At 74.5% G+C, this 16,781-nt stretch carries 14 protein-coding genes and 1 tRNA gene; 9 read left to right on the plus strand and 6 right to left on the minus strand.

Annotated features, from left to right (window positions below; genetic code table 11):
• Nucleotides 1-3: 3 nt before the first annotated feature.
• Nucleotides 4-807 carry a CAP domain-containing protein gene (locus tag LG379_RS01165; protein WP_225752767.1) on the plus strand — a complete coding sequence of 268 codons (804 nt, stop codon included), beginning with the start codon at nucleotides 4-6 and terminating at the stop codon, nucleotides 805-807.
• A gap of 43 nt (nucleotides 808-850) precedes the next feature.
• Here LG379_RS01165 and LG379_RS01170 read toward each other — a convergent pair whose 3' ends face one another.
• Nucleotides 851-1,183 carry a cupin domain-containing protein gene (locus tag LG379_RS01170; RefSeq protein WP_225752768.1) on the minus strand — a complete coding sequence of 111 codons (333 nt, stop codon included), beginning with the start codon at nucleotides 1,181-1,183 and terminating at the stop codon, nucleotides 851-853.
• A 41-nt stretch (nucleotides 1,184-1,224) separates the two neighbouring features.
• The gene (locus tag LG379_RS01175) at nucleotides 1,225-2,442 is read right to left on the minus strand and encodes a N(5)-(carboxyethyl)ornithine synthase (RefSeq protein WP_225752769.1); all 1,218 of its coding nucleotides are present in this window, start codon (nucleotides 2,440-2,442) and stop codon (nucleotides 1,225-1,227) included.
• Nucleotides 2,443-2,669: 227 nt separating this feature from the next.
• Between LG379_RS01175 and LG379_RS01180 the strand changes: the two genes are divergently transcribed.
• Nucleotides 2,670-4,823, plus strand: a complete 2,154-nt coding sequence (locus LG379_RS01180; RefSeq protein WP_225752770.1) for a copper-translocating P-type ATPase — start codon at nucleotides 2,670-2,672, stop codon at nucleotides 4,821-4,823.
• A gap of 92 nt (nucleotides 4,824-4,915) precedes the next feature.
• Here the strand turns inward: LG379_RS01180 and LG379_RS01185 are convergent, their stop codons facing one another.
• Nucleotides 4,916-6,340, minus strand: coding sequence for a hypothetical protein (locus LG379_RS01185; protein ID WP_225752771.1), 1,425 nt, complete (start codon nucleotides 6,338-6,340; stop codon nucleotides 4,916-4,918).
• Nucleotides 6,341-6,439: 99 nt separating this feature from the next.
• On the opposite strand from LG379_RS01185, the gene LG379_RS01190 reads away from it, so the two are divergent.
• The gene (locus LG379_RS01190) at nucleotides 6,440-7,555 is read left to right on the plus strand and encodes a DNA glycosylase AlkZ-like family protein (protein ID WP_225752772.1); all 1,116 of its coding nucleotides are present in this window, start codon (nucleotides 6,440-6,442) and stop codon (nucleotides 7,553-7,555) included.
• Nucleotides 7,556-7,675: 120 nt separating this feature from the next.
• Here the strand turns inward: LG379_RS01190 and LG379_RS01195 are convergent.
• Together LG379_RS01195 and LG379_RS01200 are read right to left on the minus strand one after the other, a co-directional pair.
• Nucleotides 7,676-7,765 (minus strand) — tRNA-Ser (locus tag LG379_RS01195).
• Between the two features lie 65 nt (nucleotides 7,766-7,830).
• Nucleotides 7,831-8,220, minus strand: a complete 390-nt coding sequence (locus tag LG379_RS01200; RefSeq protein ID WP_225752773.1) for a hypothetical protein — start codon at nucleotides 8,218-8,220, stop codon at nucleotides 7,831-7,833.
• 196 nt (nucleotides 8,221-8,416) lie between these two features.
• On the opposite strand from LG379_RS01200, the gene LG379_RS01205 reads away from it, so the two are divergent.
• From LG379_RS01205 to LG379_RS01230, 6 genes are all read left to right on the plus strand, one after another.
• Nucleotides 8,417-8,731 carry a rhodanese-like domain-containing protein gene (locus tag LG379_RS01205; RefSeq protein ID WP_225752774.1) on the plus strand — a complete coding sequence of 105 codons (315 nt, stop codon included), beginning with the start codon at nucleotides 8,417-8,419 and terminating at the stop codon, nucleotides 8,729-8,731.
• Nucleotides 8,732-8,773: 42 nt separating this feature from the next.
• Nucleotides 8,774-10,132, plus strand: coding sequence for a rhodanese-like domain-containing protein (locus LG379_RS01210; protein WP_225752775.1), 1,359 nt, complete (start codon nucleotides 8,774-8,776; stop codon nucleotides 10,130-10,132).
• Nucleotides 10,129-10,725: a hypothetical protein gene (locus LG379_RS01215; protein ID WP_225752776.1), complete on the plus strand. Its 597-nt coding sequence runs from the start codon at nucleotides 10,129-10,131 to the stop codon at nucleotides 10,723-10,725. Before LG379_RS01210 ends, LG379_RS01215 begins: the two co-directional genes overlap by 4 nt.
• Before the next feature lie 108 nt (nucleotides 10,726-10,833).
• On the plus strand, nucleotides 10,834-12,546 hold the full coding sequence (locus LG379_RS01220) for a DUF885 domain-containing protein (RefSeq protein WP_225752777.1): 1,713 nt from the start codon (nucleotides 10,834-10,836) through the stop codon (nucleotides 12,544-12,546).
• Between the two features lie 61 nt (nucleotides 12,547-12,607).
• The gene (locus LG379_RS01225) at nucleotides 12,608-13,696 is read left to right on the plus strand and encodes an alpha/beta fold hydrolase (RefSeq protein ID WP_225752778.1); all 1,089 of its coding nucleotides are present in this window, start codon (nucleotides 12,608-12,610) and stop codon (nucleotides 13,694-13,696) included.
• Between the two features lie 173 nt (nucleotides 13,697-13,869).
• Nucleotides 13,870-14,184: a hypothetical protein gene (locus LG379_RS01230; RefSeq protein ID WP_225752779.1), complete on the plus strand. Its 315-nt coding sequence runs from the start codon at nucleotides 13,870-13,872 to the stop codon at nucleotides 14,182-14,184.
• 56 nt (nucleotides 14,185-14,240) lie between these two features.
• On the opposite strand, the gene LG379_RS01235 is transcribed toward LG379_RS01230, so the two are convergent.
• Nucleotides 14,241-16,691, minus strand: a complete 2,451-nt coding sequence (locus LG379_RS01235) for a glycoside hydrolase family 31 protein (protein WP_225752780.1) — start codon at nucleotides 16,689-16,691, stop codon at nucleotides 14,241-14,243.
• Between the last annotated feature and the right edge of the window lie 90 nt (nucleotides 16,692-16,781).

The following is a 16,781-nucleotide window of genomic DNA, read 5'->3' on the forward strand; positions in this document are numbered from 1 at the left end:
CCGGTGAGAACTCCGATGCGACGCGCCTGGCTGGCGGCTGCCGCTGCCCCCGTCGTCGTCGGCATGGGCCTCCTCGGGACGCTCGGCGCCGACGACACGGTGACACCGCCTGCGGCGGACGCCGCCTCGGTCGCCCCCGACGCCGAGAGGGCCTCCGACGACGGCGCCGCCCGCGTCACCGACCGCGCCCCGAGCGGCGCCGACCGCGGCGCGCAGGTCCCGGATGGCCGGGACCCCGCCGCGCCGCCGGTCGGCGACGCAGCGGCTCCCGCGCCCGCTCCGGAGGCTCCACTGCCGCCCGGAGCCCGCGCCCCCCCTCCGGCCCCGCCGCCGGCACCCCCCGCCCCCGCCCCCGCCCCGCCCCGCCCCGCGCCGCCCGCCCCCGCGCCGGCGCCACCCGCGCCGTCGTCAGCGACGCGCGACGTCGAGAGCCGGCTGCTCGCCATGGCCAACGACGCCCGCTGGTCCGCCGGGCTCGCGCCGGTGCAGGCCCACGACGGGCTCGCCGCCGTCGCGCGCACCTGGTCCGAGCAGCTGGCCGCCTCGGGCCGGTCCCTGGCGCACAACCCCGACTACGCGGCCCAGGTCCCGGGCGGGTGGAGCGCGCTCGGTGAGAACGTCGCGTGGATCGACGACGGCGGGACGCTCTCCCCCGGGGACGTCGCCCAGCGGATCCACCAGGGCTGGATGGACTCGGCCGGCCACCGGGAGAACCTCCTGCGGCCCGGCTACACCCACCTGGGCGTCGGTGTCGGGCACCACCCGGAGCACGGCTGGTACCTCACCCAGAACTTCGCGACGTACTGAGCTCCTGGCGACCGGCGGCGCCGCCAGGGTGTGCCCGGGTGTCTCAGCCCTGCCGCGGCGGGAACGGCGGCGAGAGGAACGCCACGAGCGTGACGTCGTCGGCTCCGCGGTTGGACGCGCGGAGCTCCTCGTCCCCGGTCAGCACGGCGACACCGCCGGCACCCAGCTGGACCGGACCGTCGGCGCCGTCGAGGGTGACGACACCCGCGACGACGAGGAGGTCCAGGTCCGAGGACCCGTGCCGGTGGGGCGGCAGGTCCTGACCGGGCGCCAGCCTGATGACACGCAGGCTGGAGGTCGGGGTCTCGACCAGCGACTCGGCGACGAAGCGGTCGGAGGTGGCGGCGGGGACGTCGGTGAGGTGGACGATGCGCATGGCCCCAGTCTGTCCGCCGCGACCGACACGGGTGGCCGGACCTACGACCCGACCTCCAGCGCGGCCGCGTACGGCGGCACCCGAGGGTGCGGGTGCTCGGCGGAGCGGCCCTGGAAGGACAGGATCGTGCGGTTCTGCACGTGCCCGTCGCGGATCTCGATCGCCCGCCGGATCGTCTCGTTCGCCTCCCACGACCACGGGCCCTGCATGACGACGCGCAGGAAGGGCAGCAGCGCCTCGCTGATCTCCCACGTCGCGGAGTTCCACAGGTAGGACGGGCTGTGGTCGACCGCGTAGTACAGGACGTGCTCGCCCACCATGAACGTCGGGTCGGCGAACGACGTGGGCCGCGCCCACTCGAACCCCATGCCGGTGTCGCAGGACACGTCGACGACGAGACTGCCCGCCGCGAAGTGCTCGAGGTCGGCGGTCCGCAGGTACATGTGCGGGCGCTCGGGGTCCTGGAGCGTGCAGTTGACGACGACGTCGTGCCCCGCGAGGAAGGTCGCGAGCGGGACGCGCCCGTGGTCGCCGACGACGTCGCTGAGGTGGGTCGCCGGGTCCTCGTCCTCCAGGTGGACCAGCCGCGCGGCATGGATGGGTGCGTTGACCGCGGCGATCGGCCGGTGCGTCAGCACGACGACGTCGGTGATGCCCTGGCCGAGCAGCGCCGTGACGGCCCCGCGCGCCGTCGCGCCGAAGCCGATGACGACGGCGCTGAGCCGCCGCCCGTACTCACCTGTCGTCCCGGCGAGCTGCAGGGCGTGCAGGACCGAGGCGTAGCCGGCGATCTCGTTGTTCGCGTGGAAGACGTGCAGGCTGAAGCCGTTGTCCGCGGCCCAGTGGTTCATCGCCTCGAAGGCGATGAGGGTCAGGCGCCGGTCGATCGCGAGCTGCGTCAGGGCGGGGTCCTGCACGCAGTGCGGCCAGCCCCACAGGACGCCGCCGTCGGGCAGGTCGGCCAGGTCCGCCACCTGCGGCTTGGGCAGCAGGACGACGTCCGAGCGGCCGAGGACCTCGTCGCGCGGCCGCACCGCGCCGACGAGGGCGGCGAGCTGGTCGTCGGACCACCCGAAGCGCTCGCCGTAGCCCGACTCGAGCACGAGGTGGGCGCGGAGGTCCGCGTCGATGCGCTCGAGATGGCCCGGGTGCAGCGGCACGCGCCGCTCGTCGGGCTTGCGGGAGCTCCCGACGACGCCCAGCGTCAGGAGGTCGTCCGTCGTCCTCGGCAGGGGGTCACCGGCTGGTCTGCTGGTCATCGTCGCTCCTTCAGGCCGCGCTGCCCGGTCGGTTCGACGGTAGACCGTGCGCCGTCCGGGAGAGGCCGAACGGGGAGCCCGGTGCGGCGGGTCGTCCGGCAGGGTGACGGCGCCCCGCCGGGCGACCGTTCCGATGAAGGTTCGATGAAGGACGCGCTTGCGGGAACAGGACGGAGGGTGGGACGGTTGGCGAAGGTACCCCAGGGGGGTATCGAGAGGAGTCGACGATGAGCATGCACCACGACCACGACCACGACGCGTCGGTCGCCGCCGCTCCCGCGGCGCAGGCGCACCACGGGCACACCGGGCACAGCGGCCACGCGGGGCACAGCGCCAGCGGGCATGGTGGGCCGGAGACGCAGCACGGGGAGTCCGCCGCCCAGGCCCATGCCGGCCACGGGAACGCCGGCCACGGCGACCACGCCGCGCAGTTCCGGGAGCGCTTCTGGGTCAGCCTCGTCCTGGCGGTCCCCGTCGTGCTCTTCAGCGAGATGTTCGCCGACCTGCTCGGGTACATGCCGCCGTCGTTCCCCGGCTCGACCTGGATCTCACCGGTGCTCGGCACCGTGGTGTACCTCTACGGCGGTCGGCCCTTCCTCACCGGTGCCGTCACCGAGGCGCGGGCCCGCAAGCCCGGGATGATGCTGCTGGTCGCACTTGCGATCACCGTCGCGTTCGTCGCGTCGTGGGCCACGACCCTCGGGTTCACCGACTCGCTCGACTTCTGGTGGGAGCTCGCGCTCCTCGTCGTGATCATGCTTCTCGGGCACTGGCTCGAGATGCGAGCCCTCGGCGCGGCGTCCGGTGCGCTCGACGCGCTCGCGGCACTGCTCCCCGACCTCGCGGAGAGGATCACCGACGACGGAACGGTCGAGGTGCCGCTGGACGAGCTGCGCACGGGCGACGTCGTCCTCGTCCGCGCCGGCGGGCGCGTGCCGGCCGACGGCGTCATCGTCGACGGCAGCTCGCACATGGACGAGGCCATGATCACGGGGGAGTCCCGCCCGGTGCGCCGAGGTCCGGGCGACCAGGTCGTCGGCGGCACGGTCGCGACCGACTCCACGCTGCGCGTCGAGGTCACCGCGATCGGTGCGGACACCGCGCTCGCGGGCATCCAGCGGCTCGTGGCCGACGCGCAGGCGTCGAGCTCCCGCGCGCAGGCGCTCGCCGACCGCGCCGCGGGCTTCCTGTTCTGGTTCGCGCTCGGCGTCGGCGTCGTGACATTCGTCGTCTGGGCGCTGCTCGGTGACATGCCGGACGCCGTCGAGCGGACCGTCACGGTCCTCGTCATCGCCTGCCCCCACGCCCTCGGCCTGGCCATCCCGCTCGTCATCGCCATCTCCACCGAGCGGGCCGCCCGCGCCGGCGTCCTGGTCAAGGACCGGCTCGCCCTGGAGCGGATGCGCACGGTCGACACCGTGCTCTTCGACAAGACCGGCACCCTGACGACGGGCCGGCTGACGCTGGTCGGGCACGCCGCGACCGCGGGCACGACCGACGACGAGCTGCTGGCTCTCGCCGCGGCCGTCGAGGCGGACAGCGAGCACCCCGTCGCGCGCGCCGTCGTGGCGGCCCACTCGGGCGAGCGGCCGACCGTGCGCGACTTCCGGACCCTGCCGGGCCGGGGCGTCCAGGCCGTCGTCGGCGGGCGCACCGTCCACGTCGGCGGGCCGGCGCTGCTGGCCGAGCTCGACGCCACCGTGCCGCAGGACCTCACCGGCCCGACGGCGCGCTGGCAGGAGCAGGCGGCGAGCGTGCTGCACGTCGTCGTCGACGGCCGGGTGGTCGGTGCGCTTGCCGTCGCGGATGCCATCCGGCCGGAGTCGAAGGCCGCCGTGGACGCCCTGCACCGCCACGGCGTGCGCGTCGCGATGGTGACGGGCGACGCCCGGCACGTCGCGGAGGCGGTCGCCACGCAGCTCGGCATCGACGAGGTGTTCGCCGAGGTGCTGCCGGACCAGAAGGACGCGAAGGTCGCGGAGCTCCAGGCGCGCGGGCGCAAGGTCGCGATGGCCGGTGACGGCGTCAACGACGCACCCGCGCTGACCAGGGCCGACGTCGGCATCGCCGTCGGCGCCGGCACGGACGTCGCGATCGAGTCCGCGGGTGTGGTGCTGGCCTCGGACGACCCGCGCGGGGTCGTGTCGGTCATCGCCCTGTCCAAGGCGTCCTACCGGAAGATGTGGCAGAACCTCGTCTGGGCGACCGGGTACAACCTCATCGCCGTGCCGCTGGCGGCGGGTGTCCTGGCCTGGGCAGGCTTCGTGCTCTCGCCGGCGGTCGGGGCGATCCTCATGTCGGTCTCGACCATCGTGGTCGCGCTCAACGCCCAGCTGCTGCGGCGCCTGGACCTGGACCCGGCGCGGGTCACGGCGAGCTGACGCCCAGCCCAGACCGACCCGGCCACCGACCCCCTCGACCCGCCCCGGCGAGGGGGTCGGTCGCTGTCCGGGACCCGCTGCGGGTGTGCTCCCTACTCGTCGCAGACGTCGTCGCGGGCCGGGACGAAGAGGTAGTCCATCCCGGGGGAGGAGAGGACGAGCGCGTCGTCGTCGATCGGTGACACCCGCAGCTCCTGGCCCTCCTGCTCGGTCCACTCCGCCTCGCCGTCCGCGAGCCGCCACAGCGTGCCGGCGAACGGGCCGACGACGACGCCCCGGCACTCCGGGCGCGGCCGCCACACATAGCGAGCGCCCGCCTCCGGGATGCGGGCGTCGCCGTCCGCCAGGAGCGCTGCCTCCGGCGGGCCGGCGTCGGGGTCCAGGTGGATCTGCCCGTCGGTGGCGGTCGCGCCCGGGGTCGAGAGGTCGACGTCGACGACCGTGCGTTCCTGCGGCACGCCCGACGGCGGGCCGTCCGCGTCGAGCTGGACCACGAACGGGCCTGTCGGCAGCAGCGCCCGGTCGATCGCGACGACGAAGGAGTGCGGGTTGGCGTCCTCGGTGCAGGCGGAGAACGGGCCGGAGCCCGGCACGACGATCTCGCCGTGCACCGTCGCACCCCGCACGACGACGCCGTCCAGGCGCACCGGGCAGCTGCTGCCGTACACCGCGCCGAACCAGACGACGACCTCCGACGGCCAGTCGACGTCGGGCGGGCCGTCCTCGAGGCCCGCCTCCGTCCACAGCGACGCGAGCTGGTCGTCGGTGGTCGCGACGCCGGTCCGGTACGCCTCGCCGGCCCCCTGCTGGTGCCCGAGCAGGCGCCAGCCGTCGCCGGATGCCGGCTGATCACCCTCGGGCACGAACGACGCGGGGTCGACCACGTCGACGCAGAGCGGCTCGCCGGCGAACTGCCGGAGCGCGTCCTCCGCCTGCGCGCTCGCCGGGACGCCGTGGACGGAGAGCCGCCCCCTCGGCACGTCCAGGGCGACCCCCCCGGTCGGAGTGGCGTCGGCCGCCGCGAGCGCGGGCATGACGCGGTCCATCAGCGACTGGAGGTCGGCAAGGGCGTACGGCACGGCGACGACGACGACGCCCTCGCCTGGGAACTCGTCGGCGACCTGCTCCTGGAGGGCGGCGACGTCCGCACCGTGGAAGCCGACGGTCACCCAGCCGTGGTGGTCACGGTCGAGCCAGAGCTCCTCGAAGCCTGGGCGCTCGGAGGCCCATGCCCGGACGGCGTCGACCAGCTCGGTGGCGTTGCCGTACTGCGGCTGGTCCCGGTACAGCGCGGGGTCCGCGGCGATCGTGGCGGTGTCCGCGCAGGAGGGGAAGCCGCCGTACCCGTCGCCCGTCGCACCGCCCGGTCGCGGAGCCGCGGGACCGGCGCAGCCGGCCAGGACGACCGCCAGCAGGAGGGCGAGGGCGGAGATCCGCGACCCCCGAAGGGGTGCCGGCGTCCCCGCGATCGACGTCCGCATGACATGCCCCCAGTCCGCACCGCCGACGACCGACACCGGTCGTACTGATCCTCGCACCGGCCCCCTCACGTCTGTGTCGTGACAGGGCTCCGTCTTGCTCAGGGGCGCGTCGGTGGTCCCTCCTAGAGTCGGGAGATGGAGACCGTCCACAGGCTGTCCCGCACCGAGGCGCGCCGCGTCGCCGTCCGCGCCCAGATGCTCGCCGAACCTCGTCCGGCGGACCTGCTCGAGGTGCTCGACCACCTGACTATGGTCCAGCGGGACCCGGTGAGCGCCGTCGCGCCGAGCGCCCACCTCGTGCTGTGGAGCCGCCTCGGCTCGTCCTACGACCCGTCCCAGCTCCAGGACGCCGTCGACTCCCAGAGCGTCGTCGAGCTGCAGGGCATGTACCGGCCGGCCGCGGACATGGTGCTGTACCGGGCGGAGATGGCCGCGTGGCCGGGTACGGACGACCCGACCCACTGGCGCGCCGGGCTGGACCGGTGGGTCCGGGAGAACGACGCCTGCCGGCGGGACGTGCTCGAGCGCCTGCGCGCGGACGGACCGCTGCCCGCGTCCGCGCTGCCCGACACGTGCGTGCGGCCGTGGCGCTCGAGCGGCTGGAACGACGCGAAGAACGTCACGATGATGCTCGACCGCCTCGTGGAGCGCGGCGAGGTCGCCGTTGCCGGCGGGTCCGGTCGCGACCGGCTCTGGGACCTCGCCGAGCGGGTCTACCCTCCCGGGGAGCCGGTCCCGGAGCCCGGGGCGCATCGGCTCCGCGACGGACGCCGGCTGCGCGCCCTCGGGATCGCGCGGTCGACGGGTGCGGAGCACCCGGTCGAGCCGCTGCACGTGGGTGAGGTGGGTGAGGAGGCCGTCGTCGAGGGCGTCCGGGGCACCTGGCGGGTCGATCCGGCGTACCTGGGCAGCGGGCCGTTCGAGGGCCGGACGGCTCTGCTGTCCCCGTTCGACCGTCTCGTCTTCGACCGGAAGCGCATGGGGGACCTCTTCGAGTTCGACTACCGGCTGGAGATGTACAAGCCGGCAGCCAGGCGCCGCTGGGGCTACTACGCGCTCCCGGTGCTGCACGGGGACCGGCTGGTCGGCAAGGTCGACGCGAAGGCAGACCCGCGCGCCGGCGTGCTCCACCTGAACGCCGTGCACGAGGACGTCCCGTTCCGGGCCGACGTGCGCGACGCGGTGGACGGCGAGATCACCGACCTCGCCCGCTGGCTCGAGCTGGAGGTCGCGGGACCCGCGACCTCGTGACGCCGCACGCGCGCCCCATCCCGCACCCGCACGCGCGCCCCATCCCGCACCCGCACGTGAAGAACGCCCGAACCCACGATCACGTGGGTCCGGGCGTCGTCGATGTCCTGCGACATCACATGGCGGTAGCGGTGGGATTTGAACCCACGGTGGACTTTCACCCACACACGCTTTCGAGGCGTGCTCCTTAGGCCGCTCGGACACGCTACCTCGCCGGTGAGGATAGCCCGTGGCGAGCGCTGGTCCCAATCCGGCCCCGGCACCGCCGTCGGGCGTCACCCGGTGGAGCAGGCGACCACCGGGGCGGTGCGGCGCTGGACCACGCCGAAGACGACGATCGCGAGCGCGGCCAGCGCCATGGAGGTGCTGCCGGGGACGGAGGCGACGAGCAGGCCGGCGCCCACGGTCGTCAGAGCGGGCATCGCCGCGCACGGTCCGCAGCCGACGGCGTCGCGGACCGTCTGACCCGCTCGGGGCACGACGTCGCTGAGGACAGCCGCGCCGGCCACCGCCACCACGCCGACGACGGCGATCCACGCAGGCCCGGCGCCGGGCCCGCCGCCGAGGCCGAGGTAGATGACGAAGAGCAGCGGCGCGAGCCCCAGGCCGGCGAGGAGGCGCCGGACGTCCGGGCCGCGCCGCGGTGTGCTCAGCGGCAGGTGCACCGCTGCGCCGTCGGGACGGAGGCGAAGACGGCGTCCACGTGCTGGCCGCAACCGGACCAGGTGACCTTGCCGCAGGAAGAGCAACGAGCGGGGCTGCACACAGCACTTCTCCTTCGTGACGATCCTCGGGGTTGAGGAGAACATACCCCCGGGGGTATAGTCGGAACAACCCGAGCACCGTGGAGGACCGACAGCCATGTCCGAAGTGAGCATCGAGCAGCTCGCTGCCGCCCGAACGGCCGGCGCGTACGTCGTGGACGTCCGGGAGCCGCAGGAGTACGTCGGCGGACACGTCCCCGGCGCCGTCCTCGTCCCGATGTCCCAGCTCGCCGCCCGTGTCGGGGAGCTGCCCACCGACCGCCCGCTCTACCTGATCTGCCGCAGCGGCAACCGCAGCCTGCAGGTCACCACCGCGCTGCGCGCGCACGGCTACGACGCGGTCTCGGTCCGCGGCGGCACCGAGGCGTGGATCGCCTCGGGCCGCCCCACCGTCATCGGCGCCGACGCCTGAGCGCATCCGACCCGACCAGCAGACCAGCCTGAGGAGCCAGCCATGGCCATCACGATCATCCCCATCGCCACCCCGAGCCTCGGCGACCGCAGCTACGTCGTCCACGACGGCGAGGTCGCCTTCGTCGTCGACCCGCAGCGCGACATCGACCGGGTGCTCGCCCTCGTGCACGAGCACGGCGTCCGCATCACCGACGTCTTCGAGACGCACATCCACAACGACTACGTCACCGGCGGCTACGCGCTCGCGCAGCAGGTCGGCGCCCGCTACCACGTCAACGCCGACGACGCCGTGTCCTACGAGCGCGACGAGATCCGCGACGGCGACGTCGTCGAGGTGAGCCCCGCGCTGCACGTCCGCGCCGTCCACACGCCCGGCCACACCTACACGCACCTGTCCTACGTCCTGGAGGGCGACGAGCCCGTCGTCTTCTCCGGCGGCTCGCTGTTGTTCGGCTCGACGGGACGGCCCGACCTCCTCGGTGAGGAGCACAAGCACGAGCTCGCCCGCCACCAGTACCGGTCCGCCCGCACGCTCGCCACGCTGCCGGACGAGACGGTCGTCATGCCGACCCACGGGTTCGGCTCGTTCTGCGCCGCGACGTCCGCCGGCGAGACCACCGACTCCTCCACGATCGGTCGCGAACGCCGGGTCAACCCCGTGCTCAGCCAGGACGAGGAGGACTACGTCGCCGGCGTCATCGCCGGCCTGGACGCCTACCCGGCGTACTACGTGCACATGGGCCCCGCGAACGCCGCCGGCCCGGACCCCGCGGACCTCAGCGCGCCGCAGCGCGCCGACAAGGACGAGCTGCGGCGCCGTCTGGAGGCGGGGGAGTGGCTCGTCGACCTGCGCCACCGCACCGCGTTCGCGGCCGGCCACGTCCCGCGCACGGTGAACATGGGTCTGGACGGGCAGTTCGCGACCTACCTCGGCTGGCTCATCCCGTGGGGGACTCCGGTGACGCTGCTCGCCGAGACGCCCGAGCAGGTCGCCGAGGCGCAGCGTGAGCTGGTGCGCATCGGGATCGACCGACCGGCCGCGCAGGCCACCGGGCGTCCGGAGGACTGGACCGACGAGCCCCTCGCCACCCTGTCGACGGCGACCTTCGCGGACCTGGCGCAGGTGCGTCACCACCGCGAGGTGACGGTGCTCGACGTGCGCCGGGTCAACGAGTGGCGCGACGGCCACCTGGTCGGGGCGGTGCACATCCCCCTGCACGACCTCCTGGAGCGCATGGACGAGCTGCCCGACGGCGAGATCTGGGTGCACTGCGCGTCCGGGTACCGGTCCTCGATCGCCTCCTCGCTCATCGCCGCGTCCGGCCGCCGCGTCGTGGCGGTCAACGACACCTACGCCACCTCCGCCGAGAAGGCCGGCCTGGCCGTCGAGGCGGCGTGAGCGGCGTCGTCGGCACCCCGGCGAGCCGGGGCGTCGTCGACCGGGTGCGGCGGGAGGTGGTGGCCACGCCCCGGGAGCTCGGGATCGCGCTGCGCGCCTGGACGCCTCGGCAGGTCGGTGCGGCGGTGCTGCTCGCGGGGGCGTTCGCCCTCCTGCTCGGCATCCCCACCGTGCTCATCCCGAACCCGGTGTTCGGGCGGGAGATCCCCGTCGTGGCGTGGAACTACCCGGTGTGGATCGCGTCGGCGGCGCTCGCCGGCATGCTCGCCGCGACCTACGTCCGGCCCTCGGCGTCGCGGGTGTCCGGCCCCGACGCGGCCGACGACGCCCCGGACGCCGCCGCCCCGAGCCGGGCCGCCCTGGCCGGCGGCATCCTCACGTGGTTCGCGGTGGGCTGCCCCGTCTGCAACAAGATCGCCCTCCTGGCGCTCGGCTACTCCGGGGCGCTGACGTGGTTCGCCCCGGTCCAGCCGTACCTCGCCGCGGCGGCCCTCCTCCTCCCGGCGGGTGCGCTGGTCGTCCGCCTGCGCGGGCAGGTCTCCTGCCCGACCCCGAGGCGCCCTCGCACCCCGGCACCCACGACGACGGCCTGACCCGCCCGGACCGGACCGTTCTCCGGGGCGATGCCGTGGTGGAGGTGCGGATGGCGTCGCCGGCGTCCGGTCGCCCGGCGACGAGGGCGCCGGTTGACGTGCGGTGCCATGGACGATGACGCCCGCACCCCTGACGCCACGACCGCCCCCGCGCAGCCCACCGCCCGGAAGGTCGCCGACCGGTGGGTCGAGACGCTCGCGGACCTCGACCCGGGCGTCGGGACGGCGCTGGGCATCCGGCCCGGCGACGACCGCATGCCGGACCTGTCGCCCGACGCTCTCGCCGAGCGGGCCACCGAGGCGCGCGCCGCCCTCGCACGGCTCGACGGCGCCCACGTCCGCGGCGACGACGACCGTCGATGCGCCACCCTGCTCGCGGAGCGACTCGGTGCGGCCCTCCTCCTGCACGACGCCCGGGAGGACCTCGCGACGCTCCGCCCCATCGGCTCGCCCGTCCAGCAGCTGCAGTCGATCTTCCTGCTCATGCCGACGGCGACCGACGACGACTGGTCCGTCATCGCCCGCCGGATGGCGCGCGTCCCGGAGTCCGCGGCGTCGTACCGCGCCTCCCTGGAGGCGGGGATCGCGTCGGGGGTGGTCAGCGCGCCACGACAGGCCGAGGCGGTCGTCGAGCAGCTCGGCGCCTGGCTGCCCGACGGCGACGCACCGGGATGGCACGCGAGCTTCACGGCGCAGGGCCCCGACGCCCTGCGGACCGACCTGGACCGGGCGGCGTCGTCGGCCGCGGACGGCGTCGCGGCGCTGCGCGACTGGCTGCGGACCACCTACCTCCCCGCCGTCGACGGCGGGCCGGACGGCGTCGGGCGGGACCGGTACGTGCTCGCGGCGCGGGGCCACCTCGGCGCCCACCTCGACCCGGACGAGGCGTACACCTGGGGCTGGGAGGAGCTCGCGCGGATCGAGGACGAGATGACGCGTGAGGCGGAGCGCGTGCTGCCCGGCGGGAGCGTCACCGAGGCGTTCGCGCACCTCGACGAGCACGGCGAGGCCGTGGAGGGCGTCGAGGAGGTCCGCCTCTGGCTCCAGGCGATGATGGACCGCGCGATCGCGGAGCTGGACGGCAGCGTCGTCGACGTGGCCGAGCCCGTGCGTCGCGTCGAGGCGATGATCGCCCCGCCCGGCGCGGCCGCGGCGCCGTACTACACGCGGCCGTCGCTGGACTTCTCCCGTCCCGGCCGCACGTGGCTGCCGACGCTCGGCCGGACCCGCTTCCCGACGTGGGACCTCATCAGCACCTGGTACCACGAGGGCGTGCCGGGCCATCACCTGCAGCTGGGTCAGTGGGCGTGCCGGGCCACCGACCTGTCGCGCTTCCAGGTGAGCGTGGGCTCCATCCCGGCGACGACCGAGGGCTGGGCGCTGTACGCCGAGCGCCTCATGGACGAGCTCGGGTACCTCCCGGACGCCGGTGCCCGCCTCGGCTACCTCGACGGCCAGCGGATGCGGGCGGTGCGCGTCGTCGTCGACATCGGCATGCACCTCGGCCTGCGGATCCCCGACGGCGCCCCGTTCCGGCCGGGCGAGCGGTGGACGCACGACCTGGGGCTCGAGTTCTTCCGGGAGCGCAGCGGGTCGCCCGACGCCTTCGTCGCCAGCGAGATCGTGCGGTACCTCGGCTGGCCGGGCCAGGCGATCAGCTACAAGCTCGGCGAGCGTGCGTGGCTCGCGGGGCGGGACGCGGCGCGGCGCCGTCGGGAGGAGGCGGGCGAGCAGCTCGACCTGCGTGCGTGGCACACCGCAGCGCTGTCGCTCGGGTCGCTCGGCCTGGACGACCTGCAGCGGGAGCTCGCCGCCCTCTGAGCGCGCAGGCGGGCTTTGTCACGGCCTGTTGCGTGAGAGGTCACCGGCGTACCGTGGGGCGATGACCGTGCAAGGTCATCGCGTCCGGGCGGGGGAGCAGGAGCTGCGCTTCTCGCGCGCGGCGGACGGCACACGCCTCGCCTGGTCCACGCACGGCGCCGGGCCGCCGCTCGTCCTCGCGTCGTGCTGGATGAGCCACCTCCAGCACGACTGGCACAGCCCGGTGTGGCGACACTTCCTCGACGCGCTCGGCGCGGTCGCGACGACGATCCGGTACGACGAGCGGGGCTTCGGCCTCTCGGACTGGGACGTCACCGACTTCTCCCTGCAGGCGCGCCTGGGCGACCTCGAGACCCTCCTCGACGCCGTGCCGTACCAGCGCGTCGCGCTCATGGGCATGTCGGCCGGAGCGCCCGTCGCCATCGCGTACGCCGCCCTGCACCCGGAGCGGGTCAGCCGACTCGTCCTGTACGCCCCCATCGGCTCGGGCTGCTTCGCGGCGAGCGACGACGCCGAGGCGGAGGCCGCCCTCATGGCGATCATCAGTGCGGGGTGGGGCAGGAAGGACCCGCTGTTCCGACGTGTCTTCACCTCGATGCTCATCCCGGAGGCGACCGAGGAGCAGATGGGCTGGCTCGACGAGCAGCAGCGCGTCTCGACGTCCACGCACAACGCGATGGCCAGCCGCGTCGCCCGCGCGACGGTGGACGTGACCCCGTACCTGCCCCTCGTCCAGGCGCCGACGCTCGTCCTGCACGCCCGCGGTGACCGCGCTGCGCCGTTCGACCGGGGCCTACGGCTCGCGAGGGCGATCCCCGAGGCGAGGCTCGTGCCCCTGGAGTCCCGCAACCACATCCTCCTCGGCGACGAGCCGGCGTGGCGCGTCTTCCACGACGAGGTGGTCGACTTCCTCGCGCCGGACCGCGACGAGCTCGTCCCGCCGCCCGAGGCGGCGCTGGCCCTCTCGGCCCGGGAGCGGGAGGTCCTCGCGCTCGCCGCGCACGGCGACACGAACGAGACCATCGCGGCCGCACTGCACCTCAGCGTGCGGACGGTCGAGCGCCACCTGCAGAACGTCTACCTCAAGGCGGGCGTCTCCGGCCGGACGGCTCGCACCGCCGCCGTCGTGCGGTACCTCTCCCGCTCCTGAACCGGCCGGCTCGGCCGGCTCGCCCGTCGCGGCTTGCTCCCGTGCGCTGCGCCCGCTACGCGTGAGCCGCCAGGACCGACGACGACGACGCCCCGGCCTGCGCGTCGGCGCAGATCCGCGGGCGTCCTGCCCGACCTAGCGTTCGAGCCACCGGTTCCCACCTGGAGGACGAGATGACGACGACCCGCAGCACCACCCGCACCACCCGCTCGCCCCGGGCCCGGAGGGCTCTCGCGCTCGCGGCTGCCGGCGTCGGCCTCACCGTGGGACTCGCCGCCCCCGCGTCGGCGCACACCCAGATCGTCCAGCCGCCGGCGCACGAGAGCCCGGTCGTTTCCGGGCCGATCAGCAAGGCATGGGCGCAGGCGCACTGCAACGCCGCTTCGCCCGAGGTCGTGTACGAGGCGTCCGGCGTGGTGCAGTTCGCGCCCGGCACCTCGCTGCCCTGCCCGCCGGTGCCCAACCCGGGCGGTCAGGTGCACCCGTGACGGGCGTGCATCCGTGATCGTCGGCTGACCGGTCGGGCCCCCGTCGGTCCGGCCGGTCAGCCCGTGCGGGCCAGCAGGACCTCCGTCACGGCGTCGACGACGGCCCGGTCCAGGTCGAGCGCGTGCAGGTCCGCCACGCGGACGGCGAGCGGCCGGTCACCTGTCGCGGCGGCGTACGCGTGCACCTTGGCGTCGTGCGGGATCTCGGCGCGGTCGAGCACCGCGAAGACGAGCGGGGCGACGTCGTTGGGGCGCAGCCGCGGGTCCGGCCCGACCTCGACGGCGAGCGTCGCCGTCGTCGGGACGTCCTCGACCGTCACCGACAGGCGCGTCGCCGGGCGTGCGCCCGGACCGTCCGGCTGGGGCGCCGCGTGGCGGCGCTCCACCTCGGCGGGCACCGGTGCGCCGTCGACCGTGGCCGTGACGGCGTCCGCGGCGAGGTCGTCCGCGGCGGCGACGACCGTCACCGTCCACCGGCGCCGCTCGGGCACCTCCGACCGCGGCCCCGTGGCCGGCTCCGCGGTGAACCGGCCGGCGGCCTGCTCCCAGCGCAGCACCGTCCGCGTCGGCTCTCCCGTCCCGCCGTCGTCCTCCAGCAGGTCGAACGCTCCGTCCGCCCCGACGACGACGAGCACCTCGAGGTGCTCCGGGTTGACCGGCTCGTTGCCCGGCACCTCCGCGCCGTCCAGCGGGACGAGCGCACCCGCCCGCGCCAGGACCGGGATCGTCCGCAGGTCACGGTGCAGCGCCACCCGCCGGTCGCCGTCGTACCCGACGTCGGTGAGCAGGTCGACCCAGGGGCCCGGCGGCAGCCAGGCGTGGGCGCGGGCGAGCAGCGAGGCGTCGTCGGCGGGCTGCGTCACGGCGGCGACGACGAGCTCGGTCCCGAAGGCGAACTGGTCCGGGACCTCGTACGCCTGCTTGGTCTCCGGGTGCGCGTAGTACATCGGCAGCACGAGCGGCACGCCGTCGGCCGCGCGGTGGTTCATCGTGTGCAGGTACGGCAGGAGCCGGTGCCGCAGGCGGAGGAAGGCCGTCTGGACGTCCCGTGCCTCGGGCGAGAAGGTCCACGGCTCCTTGGTGATGAAGGGGTTCGCGCCGGAGTGCAGGCGCAGGACCGGCGAGAAGCAGCCGAGCTGGACCCAGCGGGTGGCGAGCTGGTCGTCCTTGGTGCCGAAGAAGTGCCCGCCGATGTCGTGGCTCCACCAGCCGTAGCCGATGTTGCTCGCCGTGGCGGTGAAGTGCGGCTGGAAGGCCAGGGACTCCCAGGAGATGACCGTGTCGCCGGAGAACCCGACCGGGTAGCGGTGGCTGCCCGGGCCGGCGTACCGCGAGAACGTGAGGCCTCGGCGGCCGTCGCGGGCGTTGTCGAGGTAGTGGAAGTGGTTGAGCATCCACAGCGGGTCGATGCCCGCGACCTTCGAGTGCGGCCCGGACTGCCAGTCGATCCACCAGAAGTCGACGCCGTCCTGCTCCAGCTCGCGGTGCAGGACGTCGAAGTAGGCCGCGAGGAACTCGCGGTCGGTGACGTCGAAGGCGATGGGGTCGCCGGCGCCGGGGTCACGGCCGAGCGCGCGCGCCATGTCGGTGTACGCGTCCTCGTGCGCCCGGACGCCGTCGGCGGGGTGGACGTTGAGGGTGACGCGCAGGCCGTGCGTATGCAGCCAGTCCAGGAACGCCGCGGGGTCCGGGAACAGCTCGCGGTTCCACGTGTAGCCGGTCCAGCCGCTGCCGTGCTCGGGGTCGATGTCGACGAGGTGCCAGTCCATGTCGATGACGCTCACCGAGAAGGGCAGTCCCTCCTCGCGGAAGCGCTCGATGAGGGCGCGGTAGGCGTCAGCCGTGTACCGGTGGTAGCGGCTCCACCAGTTGCCGAGCGCCCAGCGGGGCAGGACCGGCGTCGGGCCGCTGACCGCGTAGAACGCCTGGAGCGCCTCGAGGTAGTCGTGGCCGTAGGCGAAGAGGTAGAGGTCCTGGCGGCCCAGCTCGCGCGGGGCGACCCAGCCCTCGTCGTCGAAGAGGAACGACGAGGAGTCGTCGAGCACCGCGTAGCCCTGGCGGGAGACGACGCCCGGCTCCAGGGGAGTCGCGCCGTCGACGTCGTCGAGCGTGCGTGCGGTACCGCCGAGGTTGTCCTTGCTCTGGCCGAACTGCCCGCCGAGCTCCCCGGCGTCCTGCCCGTACCGCCAGATCGAGTGGTAGCTGCTGACGCCGCCGAGGACGGCCAGGCTCAGGCCGCTCGTGGTGAACGGTCGCTTGTCGTACGTGAGGCGGAACCGTGCGGTCTCGACCTCGACGTGCGTGCCCGTGTCGTGGACGCGGAACTCCGGCACGGGGAGCTCTCGGCGGATCGCGAACGTCGAGGGCCGGTCCTCGAAGCGCCCGTCGTCGGACCACTCCACACGGACCAGCCCGTCGGTGAGGACGCTGATGCGCCACCCGTCCCCGCTGACGACGGCCTCCTGGTGCGCGAGGGGGCGGGCGGGCAGGCGGTACTCCGGCTTCACGGCGTGAGTTCCTCCGGTGGGCGGCGTGGGGGCACGTCGACCCTGCCACCGGCGAGGGTTCCGGCGCGAGCGGTGCGGGCGTCGACGCGA

Origin of the sequence: Actinotalea sp. Marseille-Q4924 (genome assembly GCF_916618755.1) — a bacterium.
Lineage (GTDB): Bacteria > Actinomycetota > Actinomycetes > Actinomycetales > Cellulomonadaceae > Actinotalea.

Excerpts from the sequence above, each read along its gene's own strand:
- LG379_RS01170 (WP_225752768.1), bottom strand. The coding sequence starts at position 1,183 with ATGCGCATCGTCCACCTCACCGACGTCCCCGCCGCCACCTCCGACCGC.
- LG379_RS01175 (WP_225752769.1), bottom strand. The coding sequence starts at position 2,442 with ATGACCAGCAGACCAGCCGGTGACCCCCTGCCGAGGACGACGGACGAC.
- LG379_RS01180 (WP_225752770.1), top strand. The coding sequence starts at position 2,670 with ATGAGCATGCACCACGACCACGACCACGACGCGTCGGTCGCCGCCGCT.
- LG379_RS01190 (WP_225752772.1), top strand. The coding sequence starts at position 6,440 with ATGGAGACCGTCCACAGGCTGTCCCGCACCGAGGCGCGCCGCGTCGCC.
- LG379_RS01205 (WP_225752774.1), top strand. The coding sequence starts at position 8,417 with ATGTCCGAAGTGAGCATCGAGCAGCTCGCTGCCGCCCGAACGGCCGGC.
- LG379_RS01210 (WP_225752775.1), top strand. The coding sequence starts at position 8,774 with ATGGCCATCACGATCATCCCCATCGCCACCCCGAGCCTCGGCGACCGC.
- LG379_RS01220 (WP_225752777.1), top strand. The coding sequence starts at position 10,834 with ATGGACGATGACGCCCGCACCCCTGACGCCACGACCGCCCCCGCGCAG.
- LG379_RS01225 (WP_225752778.1), top strand. The coding sequence starts at position 12,608 with ATGACCGTGCAAGGTCATCGCGTCCGGGCGGGGGAGCAGGAGCTGCGC.
- LG379_RS01230 (WP_225752779.1), top strand. The coding sequence starts at position 13,870 with ATGACGACGACCCGCAGCACCACCCGCACCACCCGCTCGCCCCGGGCC.